Below are 22,378 nucleotides of genomic sequence, written 5' to 3'. Positions count from 1 at the left end.
GTAGGGAAGCTATGCTCGCTTCACGTCAGGATCTGGGGTGGAAAACCCCACAAAACTTTTTGATCTTAATTTCAATTATTGTCCCGGTTGCTTTTTCAAGTTGGCAGGCACTACTCAATAACTTTGTCATTGAAGAAGCGGCCTTTACAGGGGCTGACATCGGGCTATTGCAAAGCGTACGTGAAATACCGGGTTTTCTAGCTTTTACCGCCGTTTTTGTTTTGCTGTTTATCCGCGAGCAGAGGTTTATGATCTTATCGCTTGCGATGCTAACGATTGGTGTGGCGATTACCGGTTTTTTCCCTTCTGTTGGCGGGCTGTTAATGACAACTTTGTTGATGTCGACAGGGTTCCATTATTTTGAAACACTCAAACAATCCCTTTCTTTGCAGTGGCTGAGTAAAGATGAGGCACCAGAAGTGCTGGGTAAGCTAATTTCAGTTGGCGCATTGGCTTCTCTTTGTACCTACGGGGTGTTATGGCTGATGCTTGAGCAGTTTGAGCTGTCTTTCAAGTGGGTTTATCTTATCACCGGCATTGCCGCTTTTGCCGTATTGGTTTTTGTTGCTCTGGCATTTCCAGAGTTTAAGAGTGAGACGGTACAGACCAAGAAATTGGTTTTTCGTAAGCGTTATTGGCTTTATTACGCGCTGACATTTATGAGCGGGGCTCGCCGGCAGATCTTTATTGTGTTTGCAGGCTTTCTTATGGTTGAAAAATTCGGCTACTCTGCTGCAGATATTACCCTGCTGTTCTTGATTAATTATTTATTCAATTGGCTATTTGCGAAAAAAATCGGCCGCTTTATTGGCAGGGTGGGTGAACGCAAGGCGTTGGTATTCGAATATGTTGGCCTGATAGCCGTCTTTGCCGGCTATGCGATTGTCGAGCAAGCCGAAGTAGCGGCAGTGCTGTACGTGGTCGATCATCTGTTTTTTGCCTTGGCGCTTGCGATGAAAACCTATTTCCAGAAAATTGCCGACCCTGCGGACATGGCCTCGACAGCTGGGGTGGCGTTTACGATCAATCATATTGCCGCTGTTGTGATCCCGGTGAGTTTCGGCTTGCTTTGGTTAACGTCTCCATCATCCGTATTCTTTGCCGGTGCAGCCATGGCCGCTGTATCGCTGCTGTTATCGCTGAATATTCCTGCTAAGCCTGAAGAGGGCAATGAAGTGAGGGTCTTAGCCTGGCGCTAAAATACACATTAACTGACAAGGTCGGACTTGAGTGATACGCATAAGTTTTGCATCATATATCCCATTGATTTCAAGACTGGCTGTTTAGCGTGGCTTGAACTGACGGAACAATACCGATAATGAGTAAATAAGGTAAAGATCATGATTTCTAAATGGGAAGTGCGATTTTTTCAAATGGCAGAGCTAGTAGGCTCATGGAGTAAAGATCCTTCGACCCAAGTTGGTGCGGTGATCACTAAAGGGAACCGAATTGTGTCGGTTGGCTTCAACGGCTATCCTCACGGTGTTTCAGACAGTGCCGATACTGATGATCGCGAAATGAAGCTGCTGAAAACGCTTCATGCTGAAGAAAATGCCATTTTGTTTGCTAAGCGTGATTTGGCTGACTGCGATATTTGGGTTACGCATTTCCCTTGTCCAAACTGTGCCGCAAAAATTATTCAAACTGGGATCTCTACCGTACACTGCCCAGAGCAGACTGAAGATTTCTTGTCTCGCTGGGGGGATAAAATCCAAGTGAGCCAAGAGATGTTCGAGCAGGCTGGCGTAAAAGTTAACTGGTTACCGCTTGATCAGCTAGACCGTAAAGCTAACTGATTCAACTCGGCATAGCTAATTACAAAGCGGAAAGAGGCTGCTTAAGGCAGCCTCTTTCGTATTCTCTAGCTAGCTGTTTTGATGGAATAATTGCACTCAGTGACGATTGAGCTACCTTCACGCCATAGCATAAAAACGTTAGAATTCACCCCAGCACAAGACCTAACTAGATGGATTGACTTTGGAACTCTTTAATATCTCTCTCCTTGAAAAACCGCTTCGCTTAGAAGGCTCGCTTGCCGGGTGGCAGGCACTTTATTGGGATAACCAACTGGTATCTCAAGTCGCAGCCAGTGCTGATAGTGAAGGGGAAAACCTGCATGTCTTTCAACTGGCTGCCGGAGAGAAAATCATTACCGTAGAGGTCAGTTCTCTCGTGGCATGGCAGCCTTTCGCCATCAACTACCGTGTCAGTATCGATGGCGAAATCGTTGATACGGGTACTCGCAATGAAAAAGACATCGAACGCCAAACACCTGCTGTTCAACCCCAAACAAAGCCGAAATTCAGCATTGTCGGGCTGCTTTCTTTGGGTTTTAAGCTGCTTAAAAGCGCCAAAGTCATCAAGGTCGTGCTGGCGGGTGCGAGTGTCGCGGCCTACTCGTGGCTGTTCTCTTGGCAATTTGCGCTAGCCCTCATCGCTTGTTTGGTTGTCCATGAGTATGGCCATATCAGGGCAATGAAGTATTTTGGTATGAAAACCAAAGGCATCTACCTGATTCCTTTTATGGGAGGGTTAGCGATGTCTGATGAGAAGATCAATACAAGGTGGCAGGATGTCGTGATATCTATCATGGGGCCCACGTTTGGGCTATTCATGTCTCTCGCCTTGATGATTGCTTACTGGATGACAGGCAACGTCTTTTTCGCAGGCCTAGCGACATTCAATGCTTTATTGAACCTCTTTAACCTCTTGCCCATTCTTCCTTTGGATGGCGGGCACATATTAAAAAGCATCAGCTTTTCCATGAACAGTATCGCAGGACTGATTGCCTGTATCGCTGGTGCGGCTGCAGGTGTTTTCGTCAGTTATAGCTTTGGACTGGCGCTTTTGGGGCTGATGTTATTAATAGGCAGTGCTGAAATCATTTTTGAATGGAAGTACAGGCACCATTCTCATTTGTTGCCCCTAAGCCGCTATGGGCAGGTGTTTAGCACTGTTTGGTACTTTGCGACCGTAGCCTCCTTGGTTGGTGTGATCATGTACTTCGCGGGTAAAGGGGATGACATGCTGGCTTTACCGCTGCTTATTCTTCAAAGTTAACGTCTAACCCAGAAATTGAGAAGGCACCCGCGGGTGCCTTTTTTGTATGCTTAAAGACAGAAGTGGCAGTTTTCTTCAGTCAATCCATGGTGCCCCATAAGGTTACTGATATGGGAATGGCCTGCATCTAACCCCATCTGGTAGCCTTCCTCTAATATTTCACTTTTCATCGTCAAACGTTTGACCGAAAAATTCTCCGGTGGAGCGATAACTTTCACCACCGTATCAGCAGGCGGGTTGCGGATAAAGTCCAATGACGCATTGTAGTTCTCTGCGCGGTGTAACATGGCTTCTGCAACACCGGGATAGCGAGAGAGCAGCTTTTTCATCAGCCAGGGGTGCTTGGCCGGGTTCATGTGGTAACTTAATGGGTGAGAGAGAACCACAGTAATATCCCTCGCCCCGCGTCGGTAAGCTTCCTTTACCGGGATAGAGTCTGCAACGCCGCCATCGGTATAACATCCGCCAGAAAAGCATGGAGGCGTTTTCACTGCAATAGGCAATGCAGCGGTGGCGATCAGCGTCTCTTTGATGTTTGATTCGCTAATGCGGTAATAGTCGGCTTGACCGTTCGACACATTGGTAACAGTTGCCCAAAAAGGAATGCCTTCAAACAGTTCCTCGCTATCAATTGGGTAGCGACGGTTCGATTCTTGCCATAGCCAGTCGACATCAACCAAGTCACCACCTTTTATAAAACGCTTAGGGTTGAAAAACGTTTTGGTTGTTGCCAGCTCAGTAATGACGTTGTAGCTACGCTTTGGTTGTTTCGAAAGGTATCCAAGTAAGTTAGATGCACCTGCTGATACACCAATGGCGAAATCATAAGGGTAAAAGTCAGAAGCCATAAAGGAGTCTAATACCCCGCTGGCAAAAATGCCGCGCATTGCGCCACCTTCTACAATTATTGCGCGACTGTTTTCAAAAACCATATAAACCTCAAAACCTCTGTTACGTGCAAAGCATACGCTGAGTGGGTTAACAGCGATATTTGGTTTTGTTTATCGTTGTAATCAGTTTTTCCTAACAACGGTTGATGAGGAAGGAGTCATGGCAATTCATATTGTGCAAGGTGATATCACAAAGGCTTCTGTTGATGCGATAGTCAATGCCGCTAACCCAACCATGTTGGGAGGTGGTGGGGTCGACGGAGCCATTCATCGTGCAGCAGGTCCCGATCTGCTAGCAGCCTGTCGGGAGGTGCCAGTTATCAACGGGGTGAGGTGTCCGTTTGGTGAAGCTAGGATCACGACGGCTGGAAATCTGCCTGCAAAATTTGTTATTCATACGGCAGGTCCGATCTATTCACATTCCGATGAGCCAGATCGGGTGCTAGCCTCCTCTTATCGTAATGCTATGCGGCTCGCTTTGGAAAATTGAGTTAGCTTGGGTATATAAACAGGATTAGCAACAAACTATCCCCAGAAACTGTGGATAACTCGGTTGATTGTGAATATGAAATTAAGGTTAATGCTTGATTCATTGGGTAAAAATGGCTTGGTGTAAGTTTATTATATTTTGTTGATGGTTTTATACTCTATGTTAATGGCTGGTTTGCGGTTTACATATAGTGTTTAATTCTGTTTCAGTTGGCGAAAACGCTTGTTTCATCAGGTCTGCAGCATTAGTATCTACGCCGAATTTACCTTGTGGAGATACTTTAATGGACTTTATCGTCGAAGTGCTGGGCTGGACCAGTGTCGCTTTTTATATTTCACTGACTATTTTTAATAGTATGAAAGCAACGCGGTTTGCTGCTTTCGGTTCTGCTGCGAACGATACGGTTTGGGCTTTGTTGATGGGCTGGTACCCAAAGGTAATTCTTAACCTAGCGGTAGCAAGTGTTAACTCATACCGTTACGCGAAAGACTTCATGAAAGTCTCCAAGGTACTGTTGATCGTGTTGGGTAGCGTTATGGCGGCCGGCATTGGCTACATTCTTTATGTCGCGGTATCTTCTTTTGTCGCCGAGCCAACGTTGGCTGTCGGCTTCCAATTCATGGATCTGGGTATCATCCTGACTGCAATTTACATGACTAGCCTGCGTAAGTACCGTGTGCTTATGCTAATGTCTGGTTTCGTTGGTATGGTCGGCTACTACGGTAACCCTCAGATGATGATTATCAAAGCCTTGGTGATCGGCATTATGTCTTACAAGCTATACAAGAACCAAGACGAAAGCACCCAAGTGGAAGCTGCTCAGTCTTAATCAGATTTAAAAAAGAAAGCCCCGGTTCCTTCTGGTTCCGGGGCTTTTTTATGTTTACAAAACAGAATATGACTTAAAACTCTGCCTCTACCTGGAAGACCATCGGTTCGCCAGTGATAGGGTGGATTAGCTCTAAACGCTCTGCATGCAAGTGAAGGCGGTTGGTTTTCACCCCATACAAGTCGTCACCCAAGATCGGCATATTTAGCCCTGAAGTGTGGGCACAGTGGACACGCAACTGGTGGGTACGGCCAGTTTTAGGGTACAGATGGACTTTGGTGTACTTATTACTGCGACTGATGACCTCCCACTTGGTCTCAGCGGGCTTGCCGTGTTCGTAGCAGACCAACTGACGAGGGCGGTCATTGAGGTCACCACGCATCGGCAGGTTGATATAACCTGTATCTTGATCCAAAACACCATCAATTAGTGCGGTGTAGCGCTTCTGAACCGTACGCTGGATAAACTGTTTCTGAAGGCTTTTGTTCGCACGCTTAGAGATGGCGATAACCATCAAGCCTGATGTGGACATATCCAGACGGTGCACGATCAATGGCCCGGTTGCTTTGGGGAACTGATGCTTCATACGAAGGTACACCGAATCTTCGATGGTTTTACCCGGAACAGACAAGAACTCCGCTGGCTTGTTGACGACGGCCATATCGTCATCTTGGTAGATGATTTCTACGCTTTTCCCCTCGGCAGGGTTAGTCAGCAGCGGGTTATCATCAAGCTCCATACCCTCTAGCATATGGGTCAGGATAGGCTGGCACTTACCTTGGCAAGAAGGATAGTAGTGCTTATGGCGGCGAATTTCAGATTTAGGTGAACACCCCCACCAAAACTCTGCCATAGCAATCGGCTTCATACCATGCTTAAACGCGTACTGAAGAAGCTTTGGTGCGGCACATTCACCAGCCCCTGCTGGTGGGACACCTTGTGCGGTGTCGACAAAAAGCTCACCGAGGCATTTTTCTTCACCTTTGCTATTTAGGAAGCGGTATTGATCGAACAACTGCTGCTGAAGGGAGCAAGAAAAATTACGGCGTTGCTCGATAAGCGGGGTAATTTCATTTTGCCAGTGGTCTAGCTCTGATTGCTTATTGGCAATTTCTGCTTCCCAATGAATTTTGAGATCGCGCAATTGGAGCTTTTCAATCACACTTTCTTGGCTCAGTCGCTTTTTTAGCTCGTTGCGAACTTCTGGGGCGAGGTCCGCACTTTCCGCCCGCTTTACTTTACGGACTTTTCTTGCTTCGACCATATTACTGCGATGGGTTGCCAAAGCATCAGTAGCCGCAGCTTGAGCCTCTGTTAGCGCTTTTTTTGCCTCAGCGAGGGCAGGGTTCGCTTCTAAGCGTCGTATTTGCTGACTCAGCTCATTGAGCTTATCTTGACCGCTTAGGAAAAAACTTCCTTCAACGAGCATATCGAACACTGGCGGTACAAAGTGAGGAAGCAGGTTTTGATCAGCAATTTTGCCGGAAAATGCCGAAAGGAAGCCAATTTCACCTTGCTGGCTTTTAACCAGTAGAATGCCAAACATTTTGCCAATGGCGGAGTCGGTATCACCCTCTAAGCCAAAGTTATGCTGCCAGTCAGTTTGTGTTTCTAAGTGCTGTTGCAGTTGTTCTGCGGCAACAAGGCACAGAGGGTGAGGTTCATAATAGAACGGGTATGTAAAACGCTCGGGCAATTCAAAATGCTCGATAGATGAGGTAAAAGGCGTAAAACAGTGTTCCGGCGTGTGCATATGCTGATCTATGGTGAAGTTATTCGGACCTACCAAAACTTCTCGGTACTTGGTAGGGATTAAGGGCGACAAGTCTACCTGTTAGACGGAAGGAGATCACCTCAAGCAACAAATTTCACCGAAAGTGACTGTAAACTCGCAGAAAGTTATGCGTTCTATTGCATTTTCTTAGTATTAATTTAACTATCGAGGTTAACTAATCTTGATCGTGTTTTGTTGTATTGTGCCAGAGCATTCTGCGTAAATGACTGTGATAAAGCATTAAAATGCAAAGTCAGAGTTTTGTAAACTTGCCGAGTGACGCTTGGAAATGGTCTAACCTATCTTACATGGTTGAAAATTAATTCACTAGCGCTGGATACATTGGCGATAGTCTTATCAGGGCAGTTATCTTAGTGGGTACTATTTTAAGAACAAGGAATGAGATTGAGCACCACCTCATTATTAATGAAGGGGAGCATATTGCAATCTATGATGGCCTTGTCCTAAAAACTGCTTTCCAGCCGATTATAGCCAGTGATGGCAATGTGTTTGCCTACGAGGCACTCATGAGAGTATACAACTCAGCGGGTCAGCTAGTGAATAACGGTGAATTAATCAATGCTTACCTAGGCCACCCTAGTCACTTACTTAATATAGATCGACTTGCCAGGGTTATTCATCTTAGAAACTTTTCATTAGCGCAAATCTCGACGAATTTGTTCATTAACATGATGCCTGTCACTATCATGTTTTGTGAAAGTGAAGGCCTGGTAGACTCAATTTTATTGCCAAGGATTTATGAACTCGGTTTAGAGCCTGAACAGATTTATATAGAGATCATTGAGCACCATGCCGATGATAAGGCGCTCGCGAAGGCCATCCGCCATTTGAATCAGGCTGGGTTGAATATCGTGATTGATGACTTTGGCGTTGCAGGTTCTTCAGAGCAGCGTGCGAGAAACGTCTCGCCAGATATTATCAAGGCGGATTGCTCGTTGCTCGAAGCCTATCTCAAAGGGAATACCCAGCCACTTCTCAGTGTGTTTACGCTGTGCCGAGAGTTGGGGGCGAAGATTATCCTGGAGGGCGTAGAAGATCTGAGAGGGTATCATGCGGCATTGTCGCTAGGTGCTGATTACCTCCAAGGCTTTTTTGTCGGTTTGCCCCAGCAAAAAACACCACCTATTGAGCCTAGGCTTAATGTTCGCAAGAGTCATTTTATTGGCAACCTTGACCAGCCCAATTAAACTATTGGGCTGGGGGGGGGCATTATTTATCTGCTATGCCACCTTGGGTTAAGTGACGAGGTTCTAGCAGCTTTTCTAATTCACTTCTGCTTATATCCGTTTCTTCTTCAGCAACATCAATAATGTTCCGTTGCTCCTTATAGGCTTTTTTCGCTATTTCTGCAGCTTTTAAATAACCAATAATAGGATTAAGGGCAGTAACTAAGATAGGGTTCCGGGCTAGGGCATTTTCCAGGGTATGTTGTTTTACTTGGAAAGTATCTATCGCTTTGTCAGCAAGCAGCACGAGCGAGTTTGCGAGCAACTCAATACTTTGCAAGATGTTAAAGCCGATAACGGGAAGCATGACATTGAGTTGGAAGTTACCAGACTGCCCAGCAATCGCTATGGTGGTATCGTTGCCCATCACCTGCGCGGCGACCATGGCTGATGATTCGGGAATAACCGGGTTCACTTTGCCTGGCATAATGGACGATCCCGGCTGTAAAGGCTCTAGTTCAATTTCACCGAGCCCTGCGAGTGGGCCAGAGTTCATCCATCTCAAGTCATTACTGATTTTCATCAAGGCAACCGCTGCGGTTTTCAGTTGGCCTGACAAGCTGACAATCGCGTCTTGGCTGCTGAGGTTATAAAAGAAGTTATCACTCACCGTAAAATCAACTTCTGTAGACACAGAGATATTGTTGGCAAATATCGCTGAGAATTCCGGTGCGGCATTGATCCCTGTTCCCACAGCTGTACCGCCTTGGCCTAGCGCCGCCACATTATCTAATGCCATCACTACGCCATGGCGTGCTTTGCAAAATTGTGTTTTCCAGCCCTCGAGTTCTTGGCCGAGGGTGACTGGCATCGCGTCCATCAAATGGGTCCGCCCAGTTTTGGCTAGGTGCCCAACAGCAAGTGCCTTATTCTCGAGTGAAGTAATAATGTGGTCAAAGGCTGGGAGCAGCAGTCGGTGGCAGGCGAGTGCTGAACTGACTTGAATGGCGGTTGGAATGACATCATTGCTGCTTTGCCCCATGTTGACGTCGTCGTTGGCACTGACTTCATCGCCTAACTTCTGGGTCGCTAATGTTGCGATGACTTCGTTGGCATTCATGTTTGAACTGGTGCCAGAGCCGGTTTGAAAGATATCAATAGGAAAATGATCGAGATGCTGGCCGTCAATAATTTTCTGGCAGCTGTCGATAATGGCATGGGCTTTATCGAAGCTAAGCAATTCAAGCTCAAGGTTGCTTCTTGCCGCAGCTTGTTTAATGAATGCAAGGGCTTGAATAAACAGGGTAGGCATGGGAATGCCACTGACGGGGAAATTATCAACAGCACGTTGGGTTTGCGCCCGATAAAGTGCCTTGGTAGGGACTTTTACTTCCCCCATGCTGTCAACTTCTGTTCGGTATCTGGATGTCATGGTGCCCCCTTCGAAAAAAGAAATGAAGGTGTTAGGGAAAGCTTAGATGCATTTCATAAAACAGGAAGATTTAACTAAGCGCTGACTTGCATAGCTAAAACAATAGATAGAATCCAAGAAATGAAGCGAAATCTATGCAAATGAGGGATCATACTTAGCTTTATATAAATAAATGCGTGATGGGTTTCACACCTTGCATGCCGTGTAAGCAAGCTATTGCCTGCACTTTTGATATTATGCGCTAAGTAATAATGGTTATAGGTGGATGTATGAAAGTATTATCAAAAGCTCTGTTTACAGTGCTCACAGCGAGTTGTTTTTCTCTACCTGCCTATGCTGACCCGGTTGAGCGTTCAGCCTCACCGGAACTGACTGTGCCTAAGGCAATGAGGATGTTGCAAAGTCATGGTTACCACGATTTTCGTAAAATCAAAGTTGAACGAGATGAGCATGAAATTGAAGTAGAGGCGAGGAATGCCGATGGTCATCGCGTTGAGATTGAAATGGATCTATTTAGTGGCAAAATTTTGGCTGTTGAGAGAGATTAAGTTTCTGCCTATTTGAATTTAAGGAAGCCGCGCAGCTCACTAACATAGACTACGCGGCTTTCGTCGTTATGGTATTCAGCCTAGCAAGTCGCTAAGGGCAAGCATGGCACAACTTTGCCCAGCAATAGTGAACTGATTGGATACCACTTCATTAGAGATTGAGCTCTTTTCATCGGAATTCATCAGGGCACTATACTCACCGGGAGGTAGCTCAACGGTCAGTGGTTCACTTCCCCTATTAATCGCCACGATCCCCTTATCTTCCCTGCTAAAGATTAAATGATCTTTCCCTTTATCCTGCACTGTCATTGGTAGACACTGCATCAGGTTGTGGAAGGTGATCATTTGTACGAGAAGCGGATCGTTCCACGTATCTTTCCATCGAGGTAGACCTTTGTTATTTGCAATTTGGCTGGTATCCAGATCGCTATAGATCAAAGGAACACCACCATCACGTCCCAAAATATAACAATATGCGAAGAGCTCGTTTTGCTCTTTCATGACCTGATCCAAAAACACGTCGTTATTGGGGATATCGTGGGTGATCGCGAAGGTAATGGCTCTGTCGTAAGCTAATGCTTGTCCGACAGAGTAGGGGTTATCAAGCTCGGCAAGCGGCTGCCCTTTTTCAAACACATTGTACATGGCATGAAATAGCGGGAAATCATATGCCCCTAAGCTGGTTCCTTTTAAATATGGCGCTAAGAACAACTCATACTCTTCTTTTGTCGCGCCTCCGTCAGTGATTATCTCACCGAAAATATGGACGTCAGCACTGATGTCTTTGTCCCAGACTAATTGAATGTGCTCGAGTGTAAGGTGCTTGGCAGCATCAATGCGAAACCCTTTTATACCTAATTGCTTTAAACAGCTGATATAGTTTATTTGTTGTTTTACTACATTTTGGTTACATTTCAGTGTTGGCAATCCAGGATCTTCGTGTCCACCGCTGATCCTGCCGTGCTGAACTTCCCAAGGATCTGTCCAATTTTGGATCGGAAAGGCTTTGATAAAATCCCGCTCTGTGAATAGGGGTTTAGTTAGATCTCCAAATAATTTCAGGTTTTCATAATTTTCTGCTGAATGCTGATATTCATCCAGTACCTTACTAGATGGGAAGCTCAGATCTTGTCTGAGGTGTGACTCATTGGCCATATGATTGAAGACAACATCAACATAAACATGCACGTCATGTTCCTTTAATATTGCTGTCATCTTACGGAAGTCTAGGGTGTTACCTAGTTGGTTGTCTATCACTCGATAATCTTGAGGCTGGTAGCGCTGCCACCACTCGGTGCCATCTTCATGCTTATATGATTTCAGTGGAGGAGAGACAAGAACGGCCTTATAGCCTGCTTTCGCAATGTCTTTAGCATACTGTGTGACTCGATTGTACGGCCAGTCAAAGGCGTGAAGAATGACATTGGTCGCATTGATTTTCGTCTGGTTAGTACTGCTGGTTGTCATGGTTTGTGTCCCTTCAATGAACTGAGCGCAGTCTATCGTTAGTTGATGAAAAAGTATTCAGCTGTTTGATTAAAAAAAGGGGAGGAGATGAGGGGGAGTAGTCAGACCACCATTACAAGAATGTATAAAAACTGTACGTACTGTAAACAAAATAATATTTTGTTGGCATTTTCTTGTTATATGGTTTATTGATAGTTCTGCCACTAAGGATGAGGTGGTATGAGGTGATGTAAAAATCAGTGTTCAAAATGTAATAAAACGAGATTTTTGAAACTATTCACCAAATTTCATTGAAAGCCTATTCTAATCGCCCATTGGAATATGGTATATATGACTACGATTGCTTACTAACAAGGAGGTACACCATGGCTGGTGTTTTAGGAATGATTTTAGCAGGTGGCGAAGGTTCTCGTCTGCGTCCATTAACAGATACAAGAACTAAACCTGCGGTGCCATTTGGTGGCAGTTACCGCCTTATTGATTTCGCACTGAATAACTTTTTGAATGCTGACCTGATGAAGATTTATGTTCTTACTCAGTTCAAATCTCAATCGTTGTATGTGCACATGAAGAAGGGCTGGAATGTTTCGGGGATCACAGGGCGTTTTATCGATCCTATTCCAGCACAAATGCGTATGGGTAAGCGCTGGTATGATGGTACAGCAGATGCCATTTACCAGAATATGCGTTTCATGCAGCTAGAAGAACCTGATCAGGTTTGTATTTTTGGTAGTGACCACATCTATAAGATGGATGTTAAGCAAATGCTTGATTTCCATAATGAGAAAAAAGCGGATCTAACGGTTGCTGCTCTACGTATGCCACTAAGTGAAGCAAGTGCATTTGGTGTTATCGAAGTTGATGAAAATGGTTGTATGGTTGGTTTTGAAGAAAAACCAGCTAACCCTAAGTCAATTCCGGGCGATCCAGAGAACGCACTTGTCTCTATGGGTAACTACATTTTCGAAACAGATGTTCTTTGCAAAGAGCTAGAAGAAGATGCTGTTAACGAAGAGTCAAGCCATGACTTTGGTAAAGACATTATTCCTAAGCTTTTCCCACAGGGTAAAGTGTATGTTTATGACTTTATGACCAATATTATCCCTGGCGAGAAAACAGCAGGGTACTGGCGTGATGTAGGTACTATTGAGTCATACTGGCAGGCACACATGGATCTTCTTTCTGAAGATGCGCCATTCTCTCTTTATAACCGCCAGTGGCAGCTGCACACCTACTACCCACCGCTTCCACCTGCGACTGTCCTAGACAGCGATGACTGCAAAGTTGATATCAATAACTGTATGATTTCAGCAGGTAGTTATATTCGTGGTGCTAAGGTGCATAAATCTGTTCTGGGCTTCCGTACCAATGTTGATCATGACACGATGATCAGTGAGTCTGTGATTTTGGGTGATGTGAAAATTGGTGCAAACTGTTCTATCCGTCGCGCAATTATCGATAAGAATGTCATGATTGCACCGGGTACGGTGATTGGTGAGAACCTAGAAGAAGACAAGAAGAAGTACCACGTATCTGACGAAGGAATTGTTGTGATACCAAAAGGAGCGAAAATTGGTTACTAGGAAGAAATCTAACTCTAAGCCACTGCAAATCTTGTTTGTAGCTTCAGAGGTAGACGGGTTGGTCAAAACCGGAGGTTTGGCAGATGTTGCCAAATCACTGCCTGCTGCTCTAAAGGAACTAGGGCATGATGTGCGAGTAGTGATGCCTCTGTACCGCAAAGTACCGAATGGTGCTGATGCTGTTGAATTACTCGATACTGAGCTATTGGTATCGACTCAGCCTGAGGCTGTATCGTACAAGATTAAACAGCTACATAATGGCGATGTACCTGTTTATACCGTTGATTCACCAAAATACTTTGACCGTCCTGAGCTTTACGCTGAGAACAATGAAGGTTACCGTGATAACGGTGAACGTTTCGCATTCTTCAGTGCTGCTACGTTGGATATGTGTGAAAAGCTGGGCTTTAAGCCTGATGTTGTTCACTGTAACGACTGGCACACGGGGCTTGTCCCGTTCCTGTTGAAAACCCGCTATGCTGATGATGCTTTTTTTGCTGATACGCAAAGTGTCATTACCATTCATAATGCGGTGTTCAAGGGTTCGTTTAATTATGACCAGTACAGTTTGATCCCTGAACTGATCCAGAAACGCTACCTTCAGCTTGAAGATGGTGCCGCGAATATCAGCATGCTAAAAGCTGGGGTTGCGTTTGCCGATAAGGTAAATGCTGTAAGCCCGAACTATGCCAAAGAACTGCTGACAGAGCTTGGCTCCCACGGTATGGCGACAGATTTCCAGCACCGTTCTGATGTCCTTTACGGTATCGTGAATGGCTGCGACTATGGGGATTGGAGTCCGGAAACTGACCCGTACATCAAGCAGCACTTCAAGGCCAATAAAGTTAGCCTTGCTCGCGGTAAGAAAGCGTGTAAACGTGATTTGCAGCAGCAGGTAAACCTACCTCAGGATGATGTGCCTGTATACGGTATGGTTTGTCGCTTGACGGAGCAGAAGGGGATCCAGTACCTATTGCCTGTTCTTCGTGACTTCTTGGTTAACGATGTGCAGATTGTATTGGTTGGAAGCGGTGATCCTAAACTGGCTGATGCACTGCGTGAAATCAGTGAGGCGTTTGCAGAAAAGTTTGCGTTCATTGAAGCTTATGACAACCCACTGGCGCACTCTGTTGAAGCTGGCTCAGATTTCTTCTTGATGCCATCTCAGTTTGAACCTTGCGGCTTGAACCAAATCTACAGCCTTGCATACGGTACATTGCCGATTGTTCGCGGAGTAGGTGGCTTGAAGGATACGGTTATCGACTATGATGATACCCCGCAGTTTGCGACAGGTTTCGTGTTTGATACGCCGACACCAGAAGCACTGCTAATCAAGATGCAGCGCAGCTTGTTGCTATACTGCCAGCGCCCTCAAGAGTTTAAACGCCTTCAGCAAAATGCGATGGCATGCCGCTTTGAGTGGAAAGATGCTGCGGAGCAATACCTGCGCATGTATGCCGGTGAAGAAGAGTCTGTATTGGAAAAAAAGCAGATTGAGTGTGCCTAAACACTTCAATTAGGTATGCTGAAAAATAGACAAAGCCCTCAAGTTGAGGGCTTTTTTTTGGATACTACTTTGGGTTGTTATTTGGGGGTTGTTATTTTTGCTCCGCAATTTCTTCGGGAGCTTCCTCATCAACACAACATTCGTCTTTTAGGAAACCGATAACGCAGTCAAGCTGCTCGTATTCAGCTACGCAGTAAAGGGTACGACCCTCACGGCGTTGGGAAAGAAGACCAGCTGACACTAGGCTGGATATATGATGAGAAAGCGTAGACCCCGGTATGCCAAGCTTCTCCTGCAAGCTTCCGACAGGTGTACCTTGATAGCCTGCACGGACAACAGCTTTATAAATGCTTAGACGGGTAGGGTGGCCCAGCTCTTTGAGCGCCTTTGCGACAACTTCGATATTCATGATTGGTCATCCAAAAAGAATCTTAATTCGATATTACTGGAACAATACTCTGTCCGCCACCCTGACGTTATGAAATCTTACCTGTGCCGGGTGGTTTTTCGCCACACAGGTTCAAGGGTGTAGGTAAACCCACCATTGAGCTCTGAGTGATTTGCCTGCAAACAGCGAATAATATGCTGAGAAATCGTTGCTAATGGCTGTCGGAATGTTGTTAGCTGATAAGCCTCCCAGCTCGCTTGGTTAATATCATCAAAGCCAATGATGACAGTGTGTTGAGGGATCTTTATACCTTGTTGCTTTAAGCCGTCAATAAAACCACAGGCGAGTAGATCGGTAACGCAAAAGACACCATCAGGTATCTCTTTAAGGTTCTTAGCAATATGTTTCCCCGACTCATAAGATGTATCACCAAAACGGGCCACATTCACTGACAACCCGGCTTTGTTCGCGGCCTCAACAAACCCTTTTTCCCTTGCCACTAGCCCGGGAGAGCCAATATCAGAATTAACCAGCAAGAGATTTTTACATCCTTGTTGCTGGAGGATTGCCAATGCCTCAAAGGCGGCGGCATGGTTGTCTAGTCGAATGTTATAGGCATTGTCGTGAATTTGATTACGGTTAACCAGGATGACATGCTGACCATTGGCTATACATTTATCGATAAGGTCTTTATGTGGTTGGCCGGAAAGAACAATAGAGGCCTCGGCCCTGAAATTGAGCGTTTGTGTTAGCGCTGTATCGACATCCTCATCGCTGCCCTTGGTATTGACCACAAGCGCAATTTTATTAATTTTTTGCAATTGCTGGGTCAGTTCATCAATAAAGGCAGATTGGAATGGGCTACTGATATCCGTGGTGATCAGGCTGACAATATTGCTGGTGTCGTGAAGGCCACGGGCTAAGTGATTCACGTGATAACCGAGTTCCTTCGCTGCCGCTAGCACCTTTTCCTTGGTCTTAGGGGAAACACTGGCCCCTTCGGTAAACGTCCTTGAGACGGCTGAGCGTGAAACGCCAGCAAATTCGGCGACTTGTTGTGCACTAACAAAACGGTTTCCAGTACCAGCCATAAATATCTGTCCTGTTTATTCCTAAATCGGTAATGCCTGCAAGCGCAGGCATTGTATAACAAGGTAGTTAAGCGTATTGACTTAATGCAGCCAAGGTTCAGCCAAAGCCATGCTCTTCAAGTAGATTAAGCATCTGGTTCGCTTTTTCTATTGCTTCAATCAAGCTTGGCTTAGGCGTTTCAAACCATTCGTCAGGGCGAAGATCTCGTCTCTCACGAACGGCATCAATCGCAGCTTGCAGTGTTGGATACTGCTCTGGTTGCTTGCGGTGCATATATAGCGAAGCAATCGCTACAGAACGGCTACGTCCACCACGGCAGTGGATCAGCACATTGCCACGGTCGCGGTTAGGGTAGCTTGGCTTTTCAGGCAGTTGCTGGGTAAATGCGCCTTCGAGAAGGTAATAGCCAGCCAAGATCATATGGTGTGGGTTACCCGGGCCGTCTATTAAACCCATTTTATAAGTACGAATAACGCCACTGCCGCCAGATAGCTTATCACCCTCTTCAACAAGGTATGGATCGGTGACGTAGTTGATATCCAGGTTTACCGCACAGTTAACCAAAGTTGTAATGCCTAACTGCTTTTGTAGGCCCTGGTCGCGTGCAGAGTCGTATCCACCAAGGTAAAGGTCTTGGCCTTCTGGGCCAATATTGGTCGCAACAAGGTGGGCTGGGTCACGTTCGTAAACAGGTGCAATCTTCATGGTGTTCCTTGCTTGAAAATGTTTGAGTCTTAATTGATTTTAATTTCGGTTATATCGGCAATTGTTCTAGCAAATTGCGGGGTGCTAGCAAGTACGGCCCCGCCTTGTGGCCAGTTAGAATCAGAGGTAAACGGGTTGCTGACTCCCCCTGCTTCACTAACAAGGAGCAAGCCTGCTAGGCAATCCCACGGGTTCATATGGTGCTCGACATACCCATCAGTCCGACCAACAGCAACGTATGCCAAGGCTAGTGCGCCACAGGCGCTTCTGCGAACATTGGCGCCAAGCTCAAAAAAGCCTTGTAATGAAGTGAAGTAGCGCTCATTCGGCACACGTTGGCTCCAACCCAATTCGAGGTTGGCGGCAGCGAATGAAGATGTGCTGGCGACGTTAATTGCCTTGTCGTTCAATGTTGCCCCTTTGCCATCCTGCGCGACATATAGCTCGTTATGGCAAGGGTCATAAATGATTCCAATACGGGTTCTGTTCTGGCTGACAAATCCCAGCACAATACAAAAGTGGGGGATCCCTCGGGCAAAATTGGCAGTGCCGTCAATGGGGTCAATGATCCACGTATTCTCTTGTAGGGCACCACCGGCTTCTTCACCTAATATTCCGTCTTCAGGAAAAGCGTCACTCAAGCGTTTGCGGATCAATGTTTCCACTTCAAGATCGGTTTCCGTCAGGAAGTCTTGCGGCCCTTTGAAGGCAATTTTTTCAGGCGTCATTGCATTAAATGCGGTTAAGGCAATGTCTCCAGCTTCACGGACGATCTCAAGTGCAGTTTCTAATCGATTGTCTAGACAAGTTTCAGTAAGTAATGTCATAGGTCATTGTTAAAATTGGTTATAAACGCCAGCAACCGCTGGCGTTTAATGAAAGTGTTATCGTGAGAAATTAATGCGCCACAGATCGGCCCAGTCTTGGCGGTGATCGAAGTCATCAAGGCCGGTTTCAGCGTTGTACTGCAGAACATGCTTGTAGATCTTCTGCACACCAGAGGCTTCCTTCGGATGAGGAGCAATGGCTTGGTTACCAGAGACTTTACCGTCAACGGTCTGGTTGCTGATCCCTTCTTCCGTCATCAAGAAGTGCAGGAACAATTTCGCCGCATTCGGACTTTCTGTCTTGGTAGACATTACACCGTAACCCGGAGTTGACCAGCCAACAAACGGTTCTAGACCCTCACAGATTGCTAGGTGGACTTTGCCGCTGGCAACATCACGGTACTTGGCTGTCGACATCAAGCCCATGAAAGTGTCTTTTTGGCCTGGTGCGCCAACAGCGTCACCGGCTGCAGAATCAGAATCGGTTGGAAGCGGGGAGTTTTGTGCCAATGCTTTCACCCATGCCGCTGTCGCTGATGCTTCATCCGTTTCTAGAGGCTTGCCGTAATGCGCTTCATAGGCTTCAGCCACAGCCTCATCATGGTGTGCGGCAAGTTGGTTGAACCAATCTAGGTAAGCCGCTTTGTTAAGAGGATCTGGAATAGCGACTTTTCGCTGCCAGTTCTCATCTGTCAGTTCCCAGATGTTTGATACTGGACAAGTGTCATGTACTTCAGAGTTGTAGGTCCAAACCGCTGGGTCACCGTAAACAATTAGTGGGTTCTTGGCATTTTTAGGAATAGACTCTGCAACGACAGGCGATACCCAGCTTTCTACCACGCCCATCGGGACAAGTTGGGCCATTGTTGCCGATGCATCACCAGTGATCACAACGTCACCACGGATATTGCTGGCGCGGTATTCACGGATCAGCATTTCAACCTGCGCCGAGCTGCTTACCTTGTTACCTGTCGCTTTTACACCGTATTTTTCGGTGAAGTTGTTTGCTGTTTCGACAATCTTGCCAGACGGAGCATAAACAGTAATAGGCGCTTCCTGGCGAGCCGCTTCAATCAGTGCATTTAGGTCAAAATCATTGCTGTCGGCCGCTTGTACAGCACCGGTTAGCGTCAATGCCAGAGTGGCAGCTAAAGTTGTCGTTTTCATGGTGGTCCTTTTCACAATTAACTCCGAGTGAGCGGTTATTTTTGAAACTGTTGTTGAGGTGCTGATGACATGCACGGCATATCAATCGCTAAACCTTGGTTATCGAACAGGTGTAAATTGTCATTGCTGATAACCAATGAAAGTGACTCTCCCTCTTTGTAATGGGGTGGAGTCTGAGTGTTTACATGTAAGCGGTGATCCGCCACGCTGAATTCCAAAATCCAACTGCCACCTGTTGGCAAAATACCTTCTAGTTTCGCGTGAAGCCTGAACGCTTCACGGTTATCGATCTCAGCATCTGCCGCTGCGACTGACATACGCTCCGGGCGAAGGCCAATGGACCCGCCAGGGATATCGTGACCGACATAAGATCGAACGTGGTTGCGGGCAAGCTCGCTACACAGCGAGGCTTCGTCCAGCTCGATAATGTTGATAGGTGGAGTACCGACGAACTCAGCAACGAAGCGGTTGGCTGGGCGGTCGTAGATGTCGTTTGGTGTACCGACTTGCTGCAGCTCGCCGTCTTTCATGACCGCAATCTTGGTTGCCAATGCCATTGCTTCCCATTGGTCATGAGTAACAAATACGATAGTGGTTTTGAATGTATTGTGGATACGCTTCAACTCAGTACGCATTTCAAGACGCAGGCGGGCATCCAGGTTTGAAAGCGGCTCGTCCATCAGCAGGATCTCAGGTTGAACAGCCAGCATTCGGGCCAAAGCGACACGCTGTTGCTGTCCACCAGAGAGCTGTGAAGGGTAGCGGTGACGGTATTTTTCGATTCCAAGTGTTTCCATCACAGTGTGAATTGTTTTCTCGCGTTCGGCTTTTTCAACCTTACGTAGCTTCAGGCCGAAGTCGATGTTCTTCTCGACCGTGAGGTGTGGCCACAACGCATAGCTTTGGAAAACCAAACCGAGGTTACGTTTTTCAGGCGGAACAAAAACGCCATCTTGTTTCGAATCAACTAATTGGTCACCAAGGATTAATTGGCCGTCCGAGATGTTTTCAAGGCCTGCAATCATTCTCAGCGTTGTGGTCTTGCCACAACCAGAAGGGCCAAGAAGACACATGAATTCACCGTCATTGATCTCAAGGTCAACGGCATTAACGGCAGGGGCCGCGCCTTTTTCGTATTGTTTGCTGACGTTGTTTAGATGAATATTTGGCATTAGCTTCCTAGTCCTTCTGCAAGGTTAGTTTTGGTCATTTTTTGTGTGATATAAGTGCCGACAAAAGCAATAAGGCAGATAATCAGTACGACAGCGTTAGAGGCTTGGGTGTAGTTGTAATCAATAAGCCTTAGCGCATAGGTGGTTAATACATCCGTAGACGGTACAGCGAGGATGACAAACAGGCTCAGGCCGTTAATCCCAGAAATGAAAGGCAACAGAATACCGGTAACCAGCGAGCCTTTTTGAATAGGCATGACTATTTGGTGCATGCGGGTAAACCAACCAGCGCCTGCCATTTGTGCTGCTTCTTCAGGGTCTTTACCTAACTGCATCATGGCGGATATACCGGCGCGAGAAGCATATGGCATTTCATCGGCAATCAAGGCCAGGATAAGCAAAGTGACCGTACCGTACAGCGCAGGCATCGGGCCGCGTGGGACTGCGAACAGAGAGAGGTAAGCAGCGGCAAAGGCAACACCCGGCACCAAGTATGGGAAGAAGGTGATCTGGCGCAGCATACTACCCAGCGGACGAAGCGGGCTACGTACCACCACATAGCCGACTAGCAAACCAAGAATGCCCGAACAAATTGAAGCGATACCGACAATCCACAAGGTATTCCACACCGCACTCCACAGGTTGCTGCTTAGCAGGATACCGTTACTTTCTGCGATGGTTTCAAGGCCGGAGCCAATCCAGTAATCCAGTGTGAAGTTGCTGAGGCTGAAGTTGCCAGGCACTTTCATAATGGTCGAAAGGAACAGCACCAGCATTGGCATCACAACCGAAATCAGGAACACACCGCCAGCCAGCATAGTGGCAGGCATGCGCCATTTGCCTAAATCGTTAGTGCGGTGCATAACGCCTTTGCTGCCAACTGTGACAAACTTCCTGGCTTCTTTTAGCAAGGTGGCGTCAATCAGCAACGAAATGATGCCGAAGAACATGATGGCACCGGCCAGTACGGCAGCGACACCGGTCTGGCGTGACTCAATGCTGCGGTATAGCGAGGTGGATAACACTTCGTAGTTAACCGGTAGGCCAAGGATGTACGAAACACCAAACTCACCGAGAACCTTGGCGAAGATAAGCACACAGGCAGACATCAACGCCGGTAGCATCAGTGGCATGATGATTTTGAAAGTGATGGTGCGGCTAGGGGCGCCAAGGATCCGCGCCGAGTCTTCAAGTTGGGTGTCAAACGAGCGCAGCGCATTGCCCAGCAACAGAATCACGAAAGGAATATAGTTAAGCGACAGGATGATAATGATCGGCAGTTCGCCGTATGCCAACCAATCGGCAGGTTGTACTCCGATGCTTTCCAACCAGCCTTGCTGCCCGCCTGTTGAGCGGTTCTTGAAGATGGTTGTCCATGCCATGGCAAAAGTCCAAGCCGGCAGCATGTAAGGCACAATCAGCGCAGTAGCAAACCACTTTTTGCCAAACATGTTACTGCGACTTACTAGCCAAGCCAGCACACTACCCAGCGAAAGTGAGATAACGATAACACCCAATGCAACGCGCATGGTGTGTGAAAGGGGCTGCCAGAATAGTGACTGTGAAATAGGGGACAGCAGCGCACGGTTTATGTAGTAATCCGTCCAGCTTCCGGTGACATCTCCAATCCGCCTTTCATCGCCGAACTGTACTTGGAAAGCATCCAGCAGCAATGAAAAAACCGGTACAGCGATGAAATAGGCAAAAATCACCGCAAGTACAACACCAATTAGCGTTGTCGGTGTCTGCATCATTAACTGTAAGTGATAACGCAGGGCAAGCCAGCGTGAATATTGATTGGAAACAACCGTCCCTGTGGGCAAAGAGTTCAAAATACACCTCGTTCATTTATTTTGCACAGCTGTGCAATGGCGAAGAATACTAGGAGGGATTTATGTTGTTTTGATAGAAGAACGATGACATTGCAATGAAAAGCTGAACGGTTGCTGAATGTGCGCAGGCTGTCATCTAATTGAAAAATACCTTTTCCGAGGGGCTATTCATTTATAAAAGTTCTGTTATTATTTGCACTGCATTGACCAAAACAATAGGAGATAAAGATGATTGTATTACGCACCCACTCGGCAAAGATTGCGAAGCAAACACAATAAGCGTATTTGAGCTGATATTAACTGAATAAGCATCAGCGACACTGAACTAACCGCTTTACGACTTCCTTTCTCTTGCCCGGTGTTATTCAACCCGGGGTCTATCTATATTTATTTGACCCTAAATTCTCATTGATACGCATTATCAGAGC

Annotated in this window: 20 protein-coding genes; 9 read left to right on the top strand and 11 right to left on the bottom strand. The window is 46.5% G+C overall.

Annotated elements, in window-relative coordinates; all coding sequences use genetic code 11:
• The first annotated feature begins 11 nt into the window (after positions 1–11).
• From ACXAGQ_RS19405 to ACXAGQ_RS19395, 3 genes are all read left to right on the top strand, one after another.
• On the top strand, positions 12–1,199 hold the full coding sequence (locus ACXAGQ_RS19405; RefSeq protein WP_475256050.1) for an MFS transporter: 1,188 nt from the start codon (positions 12–14) through the stop codon (positions 1,197–1,199).
• 141 nt (positions 1,200–1,340) lie between these two features.
• Complete coding sequence (locus ACXAGQ_RS19400; protein ID WP_475256048.1) at positions 1,341–1,796, top strand: dCMP deaminase family protein; 456 nt, start codon at positions 1,341–1,343, stop codon at positions 1,794–1,796.
• Between the two features lie 181 nt (positions 1,797–1,977).
• The gene (locus ACXAGQ_RS19395) at positions 1,978–3,060 is read left to right on the top strand and encodes a site-2 protease family protein (RefSeq protein WP_475256046.1); all 1,083 of its coding nucleotides are present in this window, start codon (positions 1,978–1,980) and stop codon (positions 3,058–3,060) included.
• 50 nt (positions 3,061–3,110) lie between these two features.
• On the opposite strand, the gene ACXAGQ_RS19390 is transcribed toward ACXAGQ_RS19395, so the two are convergent.
• Positions 3,111–3,992, bottom strand: coding sequence for a patatin-like phospholipase family protein (locus ACXAGQ_RS19390; RefSeq protein WP_475256044.1), 882 nt, complete (start codon positions 3,990–3,992; stop codon positions 3,111–3,113).
• A gap of 118 nt (positions 3,993–4,110) precedes the next feature.
• Between ACXAGQ_RS19390 and ACXAGQ_RS19385 the strand changes: the two genes are divergently transcribed.
• The gene (locus ACXAGQ_RS19385; protein ID WP_475256042.1) at positions 4,111–4,440 is read left to right on the top strand and encodes a macro domain-containing protein; all 330 of its coding nucleotides are present in this window, start codon (positions 4,111–4,113) and stop codon (positions 4,438–4,440) included.
• Positions 4,441–4,723: 283 nt separating this feature from the next.
• Complete coding sequence (locus tag ACXAGQ_RS19380; RefSeq protein ID WP_475256040.1) at positions 4,724–5,269, top strand: hypothetical protein; 546 nt, start codon at positions 4,724–4,726, stop codon at positions 5,267–5,269.
• Positions 5,270–5,342: 73 nt separating this feature from the next.
• Here the strand turns inward: ACXAGQ_RS19380 and ACXAGQ_RS19375 are convergent, their stop codons facing one another.
• Positions 5,343–7,022, bottom strand: coding sequence for an RluA family pseudouridine synthase (locus ACXAGQ_RS19375; protein WP_475256038.1), 1,680 nt, complete (start codon positions 7,020–7,022; stop codon positions 5,343–5,345).
• A gap of 395 nt (positions 7,023–7,417) precedes the next feature.
• On the opposite strand from ACXAGQ_RS19375, the gene ACXAGQ_RS19370 reads away from it, so the two are divergent.
• Entirely contained in the window at positions 7,418–8,251 is an 834-nt protein-coding gene (locus ACXAGQ_RS19370) for an EAL domain-containing protein (protein ID WP_475256036.1), read from the top strand.
• Between the two features lie 22 nt (positions 8,252–8,273).
• Here the strand turns inward: ACXAGQ_RS19370 and ACXAGQ_RS19365 are convergent, their stop codons facing one another.
• Entirely contained in the window at positions 8,274–9,662 is a 1,389-nt protein-coding gene (locus ACXAGQ_RS19365; protein ID WP_475256034.1) for a class II fumarate hydratase, read from the bottom strand.
• A 269-nt stretch (positions 9,663–9,931) separates the two neighbouring features.
• On the opposite strand from ACXAGQ_RS19365, the gene ACXAGQ_RS19360 reads away from it, so the two are divergent.
• The gene (locus ACXAGQ_RS19360) at positions 9,932–10,210 is read left to right on the top strand and encodes a PepSY domain-containing protein (RefSeq protein WP_475256032.1); all 279 of its coding nucleotides are present in this window, start codon (positions 9,932–9,934) and stop codon (positions 10,208–10,210) included.
• A gap of 75 nt (positions 10,211–10,285) precedes the next feature.
• On the opposite strand, the gene ACXAGQ_RS19355 is transcribed toward ACXAGQ_RS19360, so the two are convergent.
• On the bottom strand, positions 10,286–11,677 hold the full coding sequence (locus ACXAGQ_RS19355) for an alpha-amylase family glycosyl hydrolase (RefSeq protein ID WP_475256030.1): 1,392 nt from the start codon (positions 11,675–11,677) through the stop codon (positions 10,286–10,288).
• A gap of 365 nt (positions 11,678–12,042) precedes the next feature.
• On the opposite strand from ACXAGQ_RS19355, the gene glgC reads away from it, so the two are divergent.
• Positions 12,043–13,260 (top strand): glucose-1-phosphate adenylyltransferase, encoded by a 1,218-nt coding sequence (gene glgC / locus ACXAGQ_RS19350; protein ID WP_475256028.1) that lies wholly within the window; start codon positions 12,043–12,045, stop codon positions 13,258–13,260.
• Positions 13,250–14,767 (top strand): glycogen synthase GlgA, encoded by a 1,518-nt coding sequence (gene glgA / locus ACXAGQ_RS19345; protein ID WP_475256026.1) that lies wholly within the window; start codon positions 13,250–13,252, stop codon positions 14,765–14,767. Before glgC ends, glgA begins: the two co-directional genes overlap by 11 nt.
• Positions 14,768–14,858: 91 nt before the next feature.
• Here the strand turns inward: glgA and ACXAGQ_RS19340 are convergent, their stop codons facing one another.
• The 7 genes from ACXAGQ_RS19340 to ACXAGQ_RS19310 all read right to left on the bottom strand — a co-directional run bounded on the left by ACXAGQ_RS19340 (position 14,859) and on the right by ACXAGQ_RS19310 (position 21,950).
• Entirely contained in the window at positions 14,859–15,176 is a 318-nt protein-coding gene (locus ACXAGQ_RS19340) for an ArsR/SmtB family transcription factor (protein WP_475256024.1), read from the bottom strand.
• Positions 15,177–15,253: 77 nt separating this feature from the next.
• A complete protein-coding gene (locus ACXAGQ_RS19335; protein WP_475256022.1) occupies positions 15,254–16,246 on the bottom strand; it encodes a LacI family DNA-binding transcriptional regulator in 993 nt (330 codons plus the stop codon).
• A gap of 97 nt (positions 16,247–16,343) precedes the next feature.
• Positions 16,344–16,952, bottom strand: a complete 609-nt coding sequence (locus tag ACXAGQ_RS19330; protein ID WP_475256020.1) for a dual specificity protein phosphatase family protein — start codon at positions 16,950–16,952, stop codon at positions 16,344–16,346.
• A 29-nt stretch (positions 16,953–16,981) separates the two neighbouring features.
• Positions 16,982–17,779 (bottom strand): inositol monophosphatase family protein, encoded by a 798-nt coding sequence (locus ACXAGQ_RS19325; RefSeq protein WP_475256018.1) that lies wholly within the window; start codon positions 17,777–17,779, stop codon positions 16,982–16,984.
• Between the two features lie 57 nt (positions 17,780–17,836).
• A complete protein-coding gene (locus ACXAGQ_RS19320) occupies positions 17,837–18,946 on the bottom strand; it encodes an ABC transporter substrate-binding protein (RefSeq protein ID WP_475256016.1) in 1,110 nt (369 codons plus the stop codon).
• Positions 18,947–18,981: 35 nt separating this feature from the next.
• Complete coding sequence (locus ACXAGQ_RS19315; RefSeq protein ID WP_475256014.1) at positions 18,982–20,118, bottom strand: ABC transporter ATP-binding protein; 1,137 nt, start codon at positions 20,116–20,118, stop codon at positions 18,982–18,984.
• Positions 20,118–21,950, bottom strand: a complete 1,833-nt coding sequence (locus tag ACXAGQ_RS19310) for an ABC transporter permease (RefSeq protein ID WP_475256012.1) — start codon at positions 21,948–21,950, stop codon at positions 20,118–20,120. The genes ACXAGQ_RS19315 and ACXAGQ_RS19310 overlap by 1 nt, the downstream gene beginning before the upstream one ends.
• Between the last annotated feature and the right edge of the window lie 428 nt (positions 21,951–22,378).

Source organism: Photobacterium sp. ABD4_091 (genome assembly GCF_056160145.1).
This window is presented reverse-complemented; position numbering and strand designations above follow the sequence as displayed.